The 15,050-nt window shown below is 32.3% G+C and carries 19 protein-coding genes; 10 read left to right on the forward strand and 9 right to left on the reverse strand.

The genetic code is table 11. The features are described 5' to 3' along the window. Nucleotides 1–3: 3 nt before the first annotated feature. Together GKR88_17015 and GKR88_17020 are read right to left on the reverse strand one after the other, a co-directional pair. Nucleotides 4–972, reverse strand: a complete 969-nt coding sequence (locus GKR88_17015) for a tyrosine-type recombinase/integrase (protein QMU65807.1) — start codon at nt 970–972, stop codon at nt 4–6. Nucleotides 973–1,368: 396 nt separating this feature from the next. Continuing rightward, nucleotides 1,369–2,652 (reverse strand): hypothetical protein, encoded by a 1,284-nt coding sequence (locus GKR88_17020; GenBank protein ID QMU65808.1) that lies wholly within the window; start codon nt 2,650–2,652, stop codon nt 1,369–1,371. Between the two features lie 140 nt (nt 2,653–2,792). On the opposite strand from GKR88_17020, the gene GKR88_17025 reads away from it, so the two are divergent. Together GKR88_17025 and GKR88_17030 are read left to right on the forward strand one after the other, a co-directional pair. After that, entirely contained in the window at nt 2,793–3,113 is a 321-nt protein-coding gene (locus tag GKR88_17025; GenBank protein ID QMU65809.1) for a helix-turn-helix domain-containing protein, read from the forward strand. Between the two features lie 55 nt (nt 3,114–3,168). Further along, a complete protein-coding gene (locus GKR88_17030; protein QMU65810.1) occupies nt 3,169–3,447 on the forward strand; it encodes a hypothetical protein in 279 nt (92 codons plus the stop codon). A gap of 4 nt (nt 3,448–3,451) precedes the next feature. Here GKR88_17030 and GKR88_17035 read toward each other — a convergent pair whose 3' ends face one another. Continuing rightward, nucleotides 3,452–4,009 carry a transposase gene (locus tag GKR88_17035; protein QMU66768.1) on the reverse strand — a complete coding sequence of 186 codons (558 nt, stop codon included), beginning with the start codon at nt 4,007–4,009 and terminating at the stop codon, nt 3,452–3,454. Between the two features lie 154 nt (nt 4,010–4,163). On the opposite strand from GKR88_17035, the gene GKR88_17040 reads away from it, so the two are divergent. After that, a complete protein-coding gene (locus GKR88_17040; GenBank protein ID QMU65811.1) occupies nt 4,164–4,910 on the forward strand; it encodes a hypothetical protein in 747 nt (248 codons plus the stop codon). A 227-nt stretch (nt 4,911–5,137) separates the two neighbouring features. Here the strand turns inward: GKR88_17040 and GKR88_17045 are convergent, their stop codons facing one another. After that, the gene (locus GKR88_17045) at nt 5,138–5,632 is read right to left on the reverse strand and encodes a hypothetical protein (protein ID QMU65812.1); all 495 of its coding nucleotides are present in this window, start codon (nt 5,630–5,632) and stop codon (nt 5,138–5,140) included. 2 nt (nt 5,633–5,634) lie between these two features. Further along, nucleotides 5,635–6,597, reverse strand: a complete 963-nt coding sequence (locus GKR88_17050) for a hypothetical protein (GenBank protein ID QMU65813.1) — start codon at nt 6,595–6,597, stop codon at nt 5,635–5,637. Between the two features lie 557 nt (nt 6,598–7,154). Between GKR88_17050 and GKR88_17055 the strand changes: the two genes are divergently transcribed. Together GKR88_17055 and GKR88_17060 are read left to right on the forward strand one after the other, a co-directional pair. Then, nucleotides 7,155–7,541, forward strand: coding sequence for a hypothetical protein (locus GKR88_17055; GenBank protein ID QMU65814.1), 387 nt, complete (start codon nt 7,155–7,157; stop codon nt 7,539–7,541). 58 nt (nt 7,542–7,599) lie between these two features. Beyond that, nucleotides 7,600–8,493, forward strand: coding sequence for a DDE transposase (locus GKR88_17060; GenBank protein ID QMU65815.1), 894 nt, complete (start codon nt 7,600–7,602; stop codon nt 8,491–8,493). Here GKR88_17060 and GKR88_17065 read toward each other — a convergent pair. Beyond that, on the reverse strand, nt 8,490–8,897 hold the full coding sequence (locus GKR88_17065) for a hypothetical protein (GenBank protein ID QMU65816.1): 408 nt from the start codon (nt 8,895–8,897) through the stop codon (nt 8,490–8,492). The genes GKR88_17060 and GKR88_17065 overlap by 4 nt on opposite strands. A gap of 422 nt (nt 8,898–9,319) precedes the next feature. Here GKR88_17065 and GKR88_17070 point away from each other — a divergent pair, with 422 nt between their 5' ends. The 3 genes from GKR88_17070 to GKR88_17080 all read left to right on the forward strand — a co-directional run bounded on the left by GKR88_17070 (nt 9,320) and on the right by GKR88_17080 (nt 11,636). Then, nucleotides 9,320–10,315: a transposase gene (locus tag GKR88_17070; protein QMU65817.1), complete on the forward strand. Its 996-nt coding sequence runs from the start codon at nt 9,320–9,322 to the stop codon at nt 10,313–10,315. A 114-nt stretch (nt 10,316–10,429) separates the two neighbouring features. After that, nucleotides 10,430–10,642 (forward strand): hypothetical protein, encoded by a 213-nt coding sequence (locus tag GKR88_17075; protein ID QMU65818.1) that lies wholly within the window; start codon nt 10,430–10,432, stop codon nt 10,640–10,642. Between the two features lie 52 nt (nt 10,643–10,694). Further along, a complete protein-coding gene (locus GKR88_17080; protein ID QMU65819.1) occupies nt 10,695–11,636 on the forward strand; it encodes a hypothetical protein in 942 nt (313 codons plus the stop codon). Here GKR88_17080 and GKR88_17085 read toward each other — a convergent pair. Next, entirely contained in the window at nt 11,633–11,854 is a 222-nt protein-coding gene (locus GKR88_17085) for a hypothetical protein (GenBank protein QMU65820.1), read from the reverse strand. The two genes, GKR88_17080 and GKR88_17085, sit on opposite strands and share 4 nt — an antisense overlap. 134 nt (nt 11,855–11,988) lie before the next feature. Here GKR88_17085 and GKR88_17090 point away from each other — a divergent pair, with 134 nt between their 5' ends. Continuing rightward, complete coding sequence (locus GKR88_17090) at nt 11,989–12,354, forward strand: helix-turn-helix domain-containing protein (protein ID QMU65821.1); 366 nt, start codon at nt 11,989–11,991, stop codon at nt 12,352–12,354. A gap of 102 nt (nt 12,355–12,456) precedes the next feature. Here GKR88_17090 and GKR88_17095 read toward each other — a convergent pair whose 3' ends face one another. Both GKR88_17095 and GKR88_17100 read right to left on the reverse strand, forming a co-directional pair. Continuing rightward, complete coding sequence (locus GKR88_17095) at nt 12,457–12,912, reverse strand: hypothetical protein (protein QMU65822.1); 456 nt, start codon at nt 12,910–12,912, stop codon at nt 12,457–12,459. After that, nucleotides 12,912–13,814: a hypothetical protein gene (locus GKR88_17100; protein ID QMU65823.1), complete on the reverse strand. Its 903-nt coding sequence runs from the start codon at nt 13,812–13,814 to the stop codon at nt 12,912–12,914. The genes GKR88_17095 and GKR88_17100 overlap by 1 nt, the downstream gene beginning before the upstream one ends. Before the next feature lie 1,024 nt (nt 13,815–14,838). Here GKR88_17100 and GKR88_17105 point away from each other — a divergent pair. Then, nucleotides 14,839–15,021 (forward strand): hypothetical protein, encoded by a 183-nt coding sequence (locus GKR88_17105; GenBank protein ID QMU65824.1) that lies wholly within the window; start codon nt 14,839–14,841, stop codon nt 15,019–15,021. Nucleotides 15,022–15,050: the final 29 nt, after the last annotated feature.

The following is a 15,050-nucleotide window of genomic DNA, read 5'->3' on the forward strand; positions in this document are numbered from 1 at the left end:
TATTTAAATTGTTTGGGTGTCATTTCGGCTTCGCTCAATACAGGCTTGCCTCTCGACTAAATGAGTATAAATTTGAGTGGATTCTAAAGAGCTATGGCCTAAAAAAGTTTTAATGCTTTCTAGCTTTACTTGTTGTTGTAATAAATGTGTTGCAATGCTATGTCTTAATGTATGTAGTGTAATTTTTTTTTCTACAATCTCCTTGTTATTACTTGCTTGTATAATTTTCTGCAATCGGTTTGATAAACTCATTCCACCCATTCTCTTGCCTTGTTTACTAATAAATAGTGCTTCTTCACTTCGACTTCGCTCAGTGCGAGTAAATTGTGGTCGTGATTCAAAGACATAGTCTTCTAGGATTTGTAAATTGTATCTATTGACGGGTATTACCCGTTCCTTGTAATTCTTTCCTTTTCTAACGTGTATGCGCTCTTTATCAAAGAATATATCTTTTATATCTAGGCTGACGGCCTCCGTCCTGCGTAATCCACAACTGTAAAAGATTACTAAGATGGCTTTATCTCTTAATCTATAATGCTCATAATTATGACTATACTCTGTTGCTTTAAAGAGTTCTTTAATTTCTAATTGTGTAAGTATATTGATTCGTTCTTCTGTTGGATTCTCTTCTGTTTTTAAATGTATATTGAAGTCTTTGTAGTTGTGTTGTTTTAAATATTCTCTAAATTTCTTAAGAGCTTGTTGGTGTTTGTTTAAGTAACTTTTACTTAAACTTCCATTTCTTGTTTGATTGGGCCTTTCTTGTAAATAACTATAATATTCTTTGACTGTCTTTGTACTAATATCATTGATACTTTTAATACTACTTTGCTCTAAATAATAAAAAAACTCCTGAAGATGTAAGGGTAAACTATACACTGTACTTTCTGCATAACCTAAGATGTCTAACCATTCTTTAAAGTTCTTCACAAAGATTTTATAAGGTTCGTTTTGTAGTATTAATTTTTTCATTCTTATCGTTTTTTATTTTTTACTCGGTATGTGTTTTTTGAAGCTTTGTTGCGAACCTTATTTAATAAACTGATTGTTAATTAAATAACTTCGCAAAAATGCTACTTGCGAAGTGGTTGCGAACTTGCGAGGGTGCGTGTCGTACAGACAAGTATTATTCTTTACCTTTTATTCTATCTATACAGTCTTGTAACGCTTTATTTATCTGCGCTTTAAGGTTTGTATATTCGTCTATATCAACAATTTCATAATGATACATTTTCCCTTTTTCTGCTTTTACGTATCTTATATAACCTTCTAATAAGAGTTGTTTAGTATAGTTTCTTAATGTACTTTCTTTGAGTCTTAATTTTCTTCTAATTTCAGAACTTGTAAACGTGGTTGTATTCTCTTCCTTTAAGTATGTTTTAGATTCTCTAAGTGATTTCTACAAGCTCCTGTTAATGTATCTGACTTTCTTAATAATACTTCTATAATTAATTCATTTGCTTCTTTAATGTCTTCTATTTCTGTTTCTATGTATTCTTCTCCAGTTTCTTTATTTACTTTGTGTTCGCGTTGGTATTGTTTGTAAAATGTGATGGCACTTATAAATCGTAAATAATGAGCATTGGTTCTTCTTGGTTTAAAAACGGATTGCGGAAGCTCTAAATATTCTGCATACGGATTAATCACTTTGATGGGTTTTAAAACTCTCTGTATATTCTGCAATAAGCTTTTGGCTGTATGCTGTAGGCTTTCATCTACTTTTCCTGCAATGACTAATCGCTGATAATCCATAATACGTTTGTCTTGTTTTTGGCTTTCATCTATGTATAATAAAAAAGAACGATTGGCATTGTCTTCGTAAATAGTCTCTTGGGTGGTAGCGCCTGCAAAACAAACAGGGCCTTGTACTTCTAAGGGAATGGTTTTACTCTCTCCGTTTTTATCTTTATGAACCACGCGTTTTTTAATCCATTTCTTACTAGCAAATTCTCTAATGGTATACAATACTTTTTGTACGCCGTCTAAATCTTCTATCATAATAATTCGATGAGAGAGCTCTGTTTTAGCAAAATAGTACAAAGCATTTGCAGATAAAGTAGTTACTTCTATAATATCTTCTTCTGGCATTAAAGCTGCTATAGAAGATTGCAGGTGTGTTTTACCTGTTCCAGAACTTCCCAAAGAAATACAGTGCAAAGGATTGTTGGTTTTTCTTGACGTAAAAATTAAATACATCAGCAATCTATTAACGTCTTCGCCAATAACTCCAGATTCACTGATGTATTTGTTGGTTCTCTCTAGCAAGTTTCCCTGTCTTAAAAATTCTTCTGATTCTGCAATTTCTTTAGCTGTTAACTCTTTTGTGTAGGGTTTATAGGCTTCTGCTTGTTTGTCTAATAATAAAAATCTATAATTCTGTAATTCGTGTGTGAGTTCTTGTAATACTTTTCTTACGACACTCGTCCCAATCTCTAAACGTTCTGCACATCTTCTTACAAACTTCTCTACTTGATTATCATTATACAAGTCTATACTTTGCCTTAAAACGTTATGCTGTTTGGGTTTCTGTATGCTTATTGTTACTCGTAGACTTTCTAATTTGTTGGTTCTAATTCCACCTAAAATATGGAGTTCTAAATGTTTTGTAGTGTACTTGTAGTTGTTGGTGTTACTTGTGTCTAAAATATTCATATATGGATACTTTTAAAGTGCATTGAAAAATCTAAGGTATCCACAAATGAGTAATAAAACAATATCCATATTTGGATACTTGCTCTTAATCCCTTATTTTTACAGAAAAATTGCACGAATCTTTTTTTAAAACACCTTTTATGAACTTAATTTTATCTGATTTTATCCAAAACCTAAAGCATTATAGAACTAAAAAAGAGCTTACTCAAAAACAATTGGCTAACCATTTAAGGATAGGTCATGGAAATATTGCACGGTATGAACGTGGTGAAGTGGTACCAAAACTAGATGTAGTATTGGCGATTGCTAAAAAACTAGAAGTCTCTTTAGATGCCTTATGTGGACTTGATAAAGAAAAGGATACTGAACTAACTCTTTTAATACAAAAGTCTCAGAAACTTGCTTTAAAAGACAAAGAACTACTAAAACAACTTATTGTAAAATTTGTGAACTTCAACTAATCTTTTTAAAAGCTATTTTGTAAATTAGTGCTATTATAAATACTAATTTTTAGCTATGAAGTTTCACATTAAAGATGAGCACGATTTTTTTAAGCATTTTGGCAAACAAACAAATGAAAGCTTAACATTACCTAATGACCAAAATTGCCCTTATAAATTTGAAGAAAATATACGTCTCTTAGCAGCGCATTATGACAATACCACAGAGGCTGACCAAGGTTTCTTTTTTGATTTTGAACAAACTCCTGAATATAAAATGGTTTTAGACTATTTGGTTACTTTCTACAATTGGAATCTTGAACAACCTTTTTTTATTAGAAAACCCAAAGAGTGAAAGCCTATTCAAAAAATCCTGTACTATCTATTTCTAAAATAGTAGTATCATCTGCATAATTCCTAGCACTTGAGTATTTCCAATCAATAGAATTTGTTACAAAACCACTCTCTACAGGATTGTTATGTATATAATCTATTTTCTGTTTGATAACTTTTTCACTCCATAACTCTACAGGTTTATTATGATGTTGCCAAAACTGATATTTAGAGATATTTCCCTGTTTCTTTCCTGCTCTTTTAAACATCCATAATAACCATTCTTTTCTACTTTCTTGTGGATTGTTTTCTATAGCTTCTATAGTTTTCTTTGAAGTATGTCGTTTAAAATCTCTTAATAATTCTGAAGGTTCGCTATTTGATGAACGAAAAATAAAATGTACATGACTTGGCATAAAACAATAACAATACAACTCCATTCCTTTTTCCTTTCTACAATAATTTATACTGTCTGCTAATACATCAAAATAGACTTGTCGTGTAAAAACATCTATCCAATTGATTGTTGCAAAACTCACAAAATATAAACCACTCTTATTATAAAATTTATAATTTCTACTCATAGCATTGCTAAAATACAAAAAGCTACGCTTTGCAGCATAGCTTTTTGTTGTTATCATCTTTGACGCCACTAGTTACAAACTAGCGGGGAAAGAGGTTTCTACGATTGAAAATCTAGTAACTGATTCTGCTAACTACGGAAAAACAAAAGTTACTTTGTATTATCATGCGCTTAGAAATGGTTTGGTGTTTTGTGGAAAATCTACCTTTAATAAATATGCATCTGCTTTAGGGTATATAAAACCAAAGCGTTTTAAGTCTGAAAGAAAAAAAGGATTGAAAGCCAATAGAATTTTTGAATGGTTACATGTGGATATTACTAACGTGAATACAGTAGAAGACGGAATACAAAAAGTAGCTTTTGTAAAAGACAATTTTTCTAAAGCGATATTACACAAAGCATCTACTAATGGAAAAGCTGGAAGCGAGTTTATTAAAAAACTTTTTCAAGAGACTTTTGAAAAGTACGGTTTATACAATGCTGTAAAACCCATTAATATTTTATCTGATGGTGGAAGTGAGAATAAAGGAGAATTCTTAACGTGGATAGATAGCATAAAAGCACCTCCAGTAGTTACCAAAATAACAGCACAAACCAAAGACTTTCCTTTTTCGAATTCTATGTCTGAGAGTACACACAGTATTTATAAAACTGAATTTCTACATGGAAAATATTCTCTTAATGAAAAATCACATCTTAAAGATTTAGAACGTTTTGTTGAATATTATAATTACCATAGATTTCCCACAGAATTATATGGATTAGCTCCTATGGAAGTCATCCTTGGCAAAATTCCCAACAAACATTTCTTCAGAGAAAAAATACAGGATGCTAGAAAAAATAGAGTACGAACCAATCAAGAATTTAATGCTTGTGTAATTCCTATAGGGTGTAATTCTTAAAATACTTCAAATAAACTCATTTCCTAGATAACTCTGGTTACGATTATATAAAATTCACTTTATAGTCATGAAAGAACATAGAAATATCCACTATTAAATATTCCTATGTCTTTATAAATTTTCAACTTATGTCATTTCCTTAAAACCCTTGTCATTATTGGAAAGTTCCAATGTTGGAACCTTTTTGTCGTGGTTTTAATAGTGTGTGCCCTGAAAAAGTGAATTTACTAATCTGATTTTAACAATGGATTGTAGTAAACAATTTTTAAATAATCTTTGCCCTCTTCTTTATATACATTGCATAAGAATAAGTTATTATTTTTACCTACAACAGGAAAAGAATAAGGCTCTTTTTTTTCAGTACATCTTTCAAAGTCTTTGAGAGCCAAAACACCATTATTATATAAGATTTCATTTATGGCATTATTCAAATTTGAACTATTTAAGGTAATATACCAAGTTTTATATAAAATTGCTTCATCAGTAAACTGTAATTGAACTAAAGTGTCTTTTACTTTTTTCTCATAGATTAAAACATCAGCCACTTCTCTTTTATAACCTTGATTATTTAAGTTTTCATCTTCAAAAGAATCAACATAAATATTTTTAATATTATCAATATTAAAAAGAGCTTCTGAAACTACCCTTTCTTCTTGGTTGGTACACTTAACAAGAAGCAAAATTAACAAGGTAGCACAAAAAATTAAACCTATCTTTTTCATAATTATTTTTGATTTTTAATTTTATTATTTATTCGCCTTCCTCGTCCGTGGTCTTTTCCAGTTTTTATATTATAATAACTTCTTAAAACATTAGCTCCTTCATTTAAATTCTTATTAGGGCTAATGTGAAATAATAGTTCGTGTAAGGCTACACCCCCTATAGTCCATTGACTGGAATTTGAAGAACTATAAATACTAAGAGCATTGGATAATGATATTCTATTTTTACTATCTGTACTACCACCTCCAAAATCTGAAAGATGCCCTCTTCCTGTAGAATATTTCATTCTATTATATATTTTTCCTTTATCTCCAATTATATCAACTGTTATGTCTTCTGTGGAGTTTATTATTTCATATAAAGCTTTAGTATACTTGTCTTTATCCCAATCAAAGCCTATGCTACCTTTTAAAACGTATACTTCATATTCTTCTTCTTTATATTCATCGTCTCCAAACCAACCTCCATCTTTGACTTTGACTTTTCTCTTTCTAGTTTGTTTTTCAACTGAGAAAGGAGATTTACCATATTTATTTTTATAAATACCATTCAAATCATTAGCGATAGTCTCTAATTCTTTTTTGCTAGGGTTAGTAATATGATCTTCATCTTCAGCAGTTGCTCCATTTGAACCTGAAAAAGTTCCATCATTATTGTTAGTCCAAGTTGTTTTTCCCGAACCTGAATTATTCCAAATATCATTAATTAAACTTTCTGCATCCGCACCAGATGGGTCTGCCCAATAAATGGGATTGTTATCAAAAGCAACACTTGTTCCTTGTGAATGATGAGTAACAGGGTCAATACCGTTAAACCTACCAATTGCAGGGTCATAATTTCTAAATTCCATTTCATACAGATTCAGTCCTAATGATTCTTCTAATTCAACACCGTTATACTTAAATTTCTGTGCGGTACTGTTTCCGTTAGAACTTACTACATTATTATACCCTTTATGTTTCAGCCCAAAAGGGTAAACGTTAACACGTTTTTTTTAACTCAGGGTCAGATTTCAGGCTGTTTCCTCTCAAAAAATTTTAAAGAACGTATTTGTTTATGCTTGTAAATATACGCAATTGATATTTAATTCCTCGCCCGCAAAACCCAGTTTTTTGTATCCAAAAATCCTCTGTCTTTTGCGGGCTCCCTTAGCCTCCTATTTATACATAATTTGCATCATAATACGGCCGCTACGTCCGGGCTTAACCCAAGCCGTATTTATAATGTAAACTAAAATACTCCCAGGCTCATAGCAGTCTGATCGCACAGTGGAACTAAGATTGATGATAGTAGCTTTGATTTAAAACAGGATGAAGACTACCGCCACCTTTCGCCGGCTGGCTCGTTCGCTAAAAAGGTACACTGTACCTTTTCTTAACGCTCCGCTCTGATTCATTTTAATACTTGTCGATTTTTTCCCTGGCTTTTTCCATCCCTAAAAAATCGCCAAGTATTAAAACGGTTTACCGGGTCAACGACAATTTATGGGGATTGATTATTTTAGATGCATAAAAAAAGACGATGCATTTAGAATTATTAGCATCTATCTTCCCTCAAGATTTATTACTTCATTTTGATATTGTATTTTTTGAAGAATTAGGAGATATTTCAGTTAAAAAGGATGCTTTTCACATTTATTTAGAAGAGAAGAATATTCTACCAGAGGGTTACTCAAAGGGTAATTATGAGTCCAAAGGTTTTATTAGCAGTAAACAGATTCAAGATTTTCCCATACGCGGTAAAGCAGTTTATCTACATATAAAAACAAGACGATGGCGAGATAAGAAGACTAAAAAGGGAGCGATTAAAAATGATTATTCATTCATTGCAGAAGGTTCTAAATTAACGTCAGAACTTTCTGATTTTTTAAAAGCTACAGGTAGAGGCCCGAGAAGATACGATCAGTAATATAGCGAGTTATTACGGTATTTACCCACGAACTTTACAACGCCATTATAAGAAACAGATAAGTGGGTTTGATAGTTGGAATCAAAAGCCCCATTGTGAAGATTATCTTATTTATCCGAAGAATATAGGAGAGTATTTAAGTCTTGATGAAGTAAGTCTATCTAAAGGTGAACTTTATACCTATTTGACCAACAAGAACGCACGAAGTAAACAAGGAACTTTAGTGGCTTGTGTAAAAGGAATTAAAAGTGATGATATTATTACTGCTATTGAAAGAATACCCTTAGAACAACGCAAACAAGTCAAAGAAGTAACTTTAGATATGGCAAATAATATGAATTTAACAGCTAAGATTTGTTTTCCAAATGCTAAAATTGTTACCGATAGATTTCATGTGGTAAAACTGGTAACAGAAGCTTTACAGCATGTTAGAGTACAGCATCGGTGGAAAGCAATAGAAGATGAAAACAAAGCCATTGAAGCTGCTAAAAAAGCAAGGAAGAAACACAAACCCATAGTGCTATCTAATGGTGATACAAAAAAGCAACTTTTGGCTAGAAGTAGATATATTTTAGCTAAAAAGACAAACGATTGGACACCTAATCAAAAACAAAGAGCAGAATTATTATGTAATCTTTATCCAAACATCCAACAAGCCTATAAACACACTTTAGAATTTAGAAGCATTTATCAAGAAAAATGTAAAGTAAAAGCCAAACAACGATTTGAACATTGGTTTGAGGATACAGAAAAATTGGAATTTAAAAATTTCAATACAGCAATGAACAGTATTAAACATCATTTTAATACCATCTTAAACTTTTTTTACAATAGGAATACAAATGCAAATGCAGAGTCTTTTAATTCAAAAATAAAACTCTTTAGAGCCAATCAAAGAGGCGTAAGAGATACACAATTTTTCCTCTTTAGACTTGAAAAATTATTCGCTTAATACCCATAAAATTTACTTGAGCCGTTTTTATCAAATGCAATGTGAGCTATTGATTTTGGTACGAAATCACTCAATGCTTTCAAGTCCAGAATTGAGGTGCCTTCTGAATGTTTCAGTTTGAATCCTTTTGGCTTCTTGGCTTCACGTAGGAATTCGAGTACCTCCGTCTCAAGAATAAAGTCAGGTTCGTCAACAACAATGAGTTCTTTCGATTGAATTTCAGTGTCTTTCGTTTTATTATTATGGACAACTACTTTATTATATTTCTTAATGTCTGTATTGGTATAGTTGGAACATTTATCGAATAGCTCATTAAGATGATTCAGAGCTTCAATGTATTTTTTCTTTTTTATTGCGGTGTCAGCGAGTTTGCGGTAAGTTCGCAGTAAGTAAGTATAATACATGTGGTCTCGGTGATACCAATCGTAAATACTCAACCATTCCTCTTTAGCTTTCGCATACCATTGTCGGTTGTAATGAGAGTGAGCTTTTTGTGTAACGGAGTAGTATTTGTCCCAATTCTGCTTTACACTGTCAGCCTTTAGATTAGCAAATAGAAATAATTACTTAAAATAAAAACATAATAGTTATGATGAAATTTCTTTTTTTGCTTCTTTTTTTCTTTGTTAATAACTCTTATTTTGTTGATAACCAAAAACACAAAAGAACGGAGTGAACTTTAGCGGCCAGCTAGCTTTTTAGAGCCATCCCCCGTATTAGTCTCCGTTCTTTTTAAAAGTTACTTAGAACCATATAGAATTTCAGTTTCTGCCCTTATTAAAGGTCTTAGTTTAAGTAACTATTATTAATATCTAATTACAAAATTATGAAAACAAATGAAATTATCGGAATCGATGTCAGTAAATTATTAATTGATGTTTGTATCTATTCTAAACAAATTGTTCAACAGTTTGAGAACAGTAAATCTGGATTTAAATTAATGCTAAAGTGGAGTTTTAAAAATTCGTCTTTCTCTAAAGAAGAAACCATGTTTGTATTTGAACATACAGGAATGTACTCTCATTTATTATCTGTGTCTTTAACTGAACAAAAATTATCTTTTTTCATAGCTTCTGGTTTAGAAATTAAAAGATCTATTGGTATTGCTCGTGGAAAGGATGACCAAATTGATGCCAAACGCATTGCTCTATATGGGTATCGATTAAAAGAAGAACTTAAACCCAGTAAGCTACCTAAAAGAAGTATATTACAACTAAAAAGTCTCTTATCTTTAAGGACAAAACTTAACAAACAAAGAGCTGGTTTTAAAGTTACTTTGAAAGAACAAAAAAGAATTTATAAAGCAAAAGAGTATAAAATAATCTTTGACGTTCAACAAAAAATGATTGCAGAACTAACCAAACAAATACACAAGATTAATACTCAAATGCAAGCTATTATTGACCAAAATATAATGTTAAAAGAAACCTATAAACTTGTTACTAGTGTTAAAGGTATAGGAATGCAAACTGCTATAATGATGATTGTGTTTACTGACAATTTTTCAAAATTTGAAAACTGGAGAAAGTTTGCCTCTTATTGTGGTGTTGCTCCTTTTCCTTACCAATCTGGAACTAGTATTAAAGGACGTACAAAAGTCTCTCATTTGGCTAATAAAAAATTGAAAGCAATTATTAATATGTGCGCTATTTCTGCTATACAACATAACCCAGAAATGAAATTATACTATCATAAAAGAATAAAACAAGGCAAAAGTAAAATGAGTACCGTTAACATTATTAGAAACAAATTAATAGCAAGAGTGTTTGCCGTTGTCAAACGACAAACACCCTATGTAGATACTTTTAAATTTGCTGCATAAATTAGTAAAAATAATATCTCAACTTTTACTTGTTTTTATCATAGAATACGGGTGCATAACATTTTGTCGCGAAATAGTTATTTTTAAGGATTAACTTTTAAAAGCGACACCATTATGATTAGCGAAGAGGAATTTTTAGCCCAAGCCAAGAAGCGTTATCAAGCGATAGCAAAATTATCAAACATAAAGAGTTACTATGATTACGAAAAGACTTTTGATCAAATATGGACGGACTATGGTCGAGAGGTTTTAGAGAGAAGTATAAGCGAACCATCTAAAGACAGGCGTAAAAAAAAACTTATCACGTTACGGAAAGATAGAGATTAACAACACTCATCCCTTTAGTGAAAAAGTCAATGGATTTAAGATAAGTCCCTATATGCAAGACAAAATGATTTATATTGGTCAAAACGATTGTTATGGAGATGGTCATGAAGTTTTATCGAATCTTCTAGGTGTTTCAGTCAATGCGATGCAGCTTTACAGAGTCACAGACTTTTATGGTGGTTTATTAGAGCAAGAAAAAGTATTGGAGGTTGATGCCGTTGAACCTGATATTCTTAAGGTAGATAACCAAGAGTGCATATATGCTATGGTCGATGGGTCGATGCTTTTCACTCGGGAAGAGGCTTGGAAAGAAGTAAAATTAGGCAGAATTTTTAAACAGAGTAGCTGTATGGACATATCAAATAAACGTGGATGGATACGCCATTCGTTGTATGAAGCATATTTAGGCAAAGCTGATAAGTTTACAGATAGAATGGATAGATACTTAGGCTGTTACAGGAGTATTGATAAGCGACTGATTTTTGTTGGTGATGGTGCTAGATGGATATGGAAATGGGTAGATCAACATTACCCTTTTGCCACACAAATATTGGATTGGTATCATGCTTTAGAACATTTACACGATTTTGCTAAGGTTTGTCTCTCTAATCAAGAGTCATATAACAGTTGGGTTGGTCAACAGGAGCAACTACTAAAAAACAGTCAAGTAAATCAAGTCATTGAGAATATCAAAAACTTAGAATTGACAAAGCAAAATCAACGTAAACAACAAAGCCAACTTATCACATATTATACCGAAAATAGGTCGCGTATGGACTATCAGCAATATCAAAATACAGGAGCAGGTATTATAGGATCTGGAGCCATAGAAGCAGCTAACAGGGAGGTTGTTCAAAAAAGAATGAAACTCTCTGGACAACGTTGGTCTAAAATTGGAGCTCAAAATATGCTCACATTAAGAACAACTAAACTGAGTGATAAATGGAACAAAGTAGTTAACCTAATCTGTACTGAGAAAAATAAAGCTGCTTAAAACGACAAAATGTTATGCACCCCATCCATACTTTTACCGTGTGTTCTGCAGTTACTGCTAAAGCAATAGGCGGTTTGGGTTTTGTAATAGACTTGGAAACTCGGGGTTTTGTCCTGGTGGAATGGACAGTTTAAGCGGTTGTTCTTGTCGGCTTTTAATCCGTAATAATGCAATACGGTTGCCATGGTAAGTTGTTGTTTTATCTCGGGAATTTCCATTTGAAATTATTTTTTGTCTTTTATTACAATGAAACAAAACTAAGTATTATTGTGTTAATATACAAGTTCATTAATGTAATACTTGTATTAAAAAGCCACTTTAACTAACTTTGCTGTATTAAAAGTCAGCAATTATGAAGATAGGAGAGAATATTAAACGAATAAGGACAGCTAAAAAACTTTCTCAAAAAGAAGTTATTACCGTAGCTCATTTGGATTCTGCTCAATACAGCCGTATTGAAAACAGTAAAACTGACCCTACTGTAACCACTTTAGAAAAAATTGCCAAAGCTCTTGGGGTTTCTCTTTCTGATTTATTCGCTTCTACTGATGAACTTAAAGAGATAAACTCTTACGATAAGTCTATTATGGAAAAAGTAGCTTTACTGGAAGCTCTAAATGAAAACGAAAAGCAAACTATTTATACTATGCTTGATGCTTTTATTGGTAAGAAAAAATTGAAAGATGCCCTTTCAGGCGTACTTAAAGATGTTGAATAAAAAAAACTACCCGCTAAATTAACTTTAGGGGTAGTTTCGGGGTTTCTTTCATAAGCATCCGTTTGGGAGATTACCTTACTAACCTACCTCTTTATATTAAATCTACCAATTTTGTTTTATTATTTTTCCATTATCGTCAAACTCTATTTTATAAGCACGATCATATATAACACTCTGAGATTTTCTAAGTAAAAATGGATCAGACTTTTCATCATTAAGTCTTTTTAGAATTTCTGGCAAACTTTCCATAGTTGCAAAAGAAAAATCAATTTCAAAAAAAAGAGGATATAAAACATCTTTTATTAAAACTTTTCTATTAGTTTTTCCTTTCCAATATACATCTAAATTACTCACGTGTACTATATAGTTTTTTTCTTTCTTTCTGAAATCAAAATAAACATTATTAGATTGTTTGAATTTTAATAATAGAAGATTGTTTAAATTTTCCTCAATATTTTTAGGTAAAATATAAATAATATCTTGGTCTCGCTGGTTTTCAGTAAGTCTTGGGCTACAGCTTACAAAAAAAATTACTAAAAATAAAAATACTGTTCTCATTATTTATTAGGGGCTAATTTACGTGCTACAAATTTACTTAAAGCATTTTTTCCAAAGTTAAAACTGTTTGATGTACCTACATTATTTGTTTGTTTTCCATCTGCTGTTCTATGAACACTTACATTAGATTTACCTGTATACGAGTCCAAAGCATAAACTGATATATTTAAGGTACTAGCTGTAGGCTTATCATAATCAGGTGATGTCCCAGGTATATTTTTTAGATTAGAATCTTGAGTTTTATTATGAGTATGAACCTGACCAATTAAAACTTCTCCGTTTTCTGCCATCGAGACTCCTGTACTTCTTTTTCCACTATTTATAGTTGTTTGACCATCGACACCGTCAGCTCCTCTCATACTACTTACTGTTGCAGTCGGAACGTCATCTCCTTTAGTAATACCCATTGTAATAAGTGTCTGCCTTTCTTTAGTTTGGTCTACAAGTGTTTCTTCGTGAATATCGTTTACATCAGATTGAATATCTTTAGTATCAATTTGCACTACGCTACTTTTTCCTTGTAATTGTTTTGTCGCTTCTGATGAAGTTGATGAGCCTCCATTTTCGCTAACAATATCTTCATATTCATCTTTATAAATTACTCTTACATCATTAGTTTCAGCACCGTCTTCACCTAAATAATGTCCATTTTCATCTAAATAAACATCAGTAGGAGCCATTCCATCAGGGTCAATCCAATAAATAGGATTATTAAAAGCATAATTAAATGGACTGTGTCTACGCATTTGTTCAGCCAGTGGGTCAATGTTCATCCACCTTCCTAAAGCAGCAGCATAATTCCTAGCTCCAAAATCTAACCATTGTAATCCAAGTTCATCATTGAGTTCTTTTCCTCCAAAACCAAATTTCTGCGCGGTGCTATTCCCATTCGAAGAAATCACGTTATTATAGCCTTTGTGTTTGAGTCCAAATGGATAGACGTTTACACGTTTTTTTTAACTACGGGTCAGTTTTTCGGGCATTTCTACTCAAAAATTTTATAAGAACGTCCTTTCTGCATCATCATTCAGTCCATAAATATACATTAATTTGATAAAGCCCTCGCAAGTAAAAGCCAGTATTTTCGTTCCTCAAAAACCTCTGTCTTTCACTTGCTCCCACGTCCTCGGTATGTTACATAAAACGGGTTATAATACATTCCCTAAAAGTCCAACGCTTCGCCACCTGTAGTTATAACCAGTTTTATGTAAAATACTCCCATTCGCCATACTTCCAACGCTCTGGGCGGAACTCGGATTGATGTTTTTAGTTATTATTCAGAAGATTATAAATACTAACGCCTTTCAGTTGTTTCATTTTAAAAGCTTGCGGAACTCATCCGCATCAGCCAACAGCTTCCGCAACCTTTTAAAACGTAAAATCGTTTTCAGAAGAGCAAAAACGTTTTTAAAAGATGAAGATTTAGGCGGTGGATTTTTGAGCGCAAAGGCAATCTTCAGCTTTTAAAAATGATAGCCTAAGTGGCTACGGAACGTCACGCAAAGATTGGCGGAACGAGTTGTGTAAAAAAACAAGCAAAGAAGTAAAGCAAGCTTTTCCGCTTGATGTCTTTTTATGAAGCTTTTTTTATGCAAATTCGGTGCGTTGGCTTACGAAGTAAATATTTCCGTTTTCCTAGTGCGATGGAAGAAGTGGCTGGATTTCAGCGGTGGATTAGCGGATATTTTACATAATAGCAATTATAACGACGATTTTTTATCTTCTAAAATAACAACACTAAAAATTGTGCGAAGCGAACTTATAATGTAAGGCGTTTTATGTTAAATAGCTTACCCCATTTTTTTTCTGGCGTAAGCCGTAGTGGTGGTGGCGGTTGGAACGTAGGCGACTTTTTGTTTTGTTTTTTTGCGTTGGCAACAGCTCTTTTATTTTTTCATTTGACCTTTAAAATCAATAGTATTTCAATTGAAAAATAAATGTGCTGTGGTGCGGTTGGCAAAAAACAACACAAAAAGTATGACAGAAAAAAATAGGGGCACAGTAAACTTGTTTGTAATAGCTTTTGCGTTGGCGGGTGGGTCATTATCTCATCCTTTTGTTTTGGGGGATTTTGGTTTTACCGCTTCTTTTTCTCTTGGTCTTTCTTAAACATCTTCTGTAATTTCAATACCTTTTCC

The sequence above is a fragment of the Flavobacteriaceae bacterium genome, from assembly GCA_014075215.1.
In the GTDB taxonomy this organism is placed as follows: Bacteria; Bacteroidota; Bacteroidia; order Flavobacteriales; family Flavobacteriaceae; genus Polaribacter.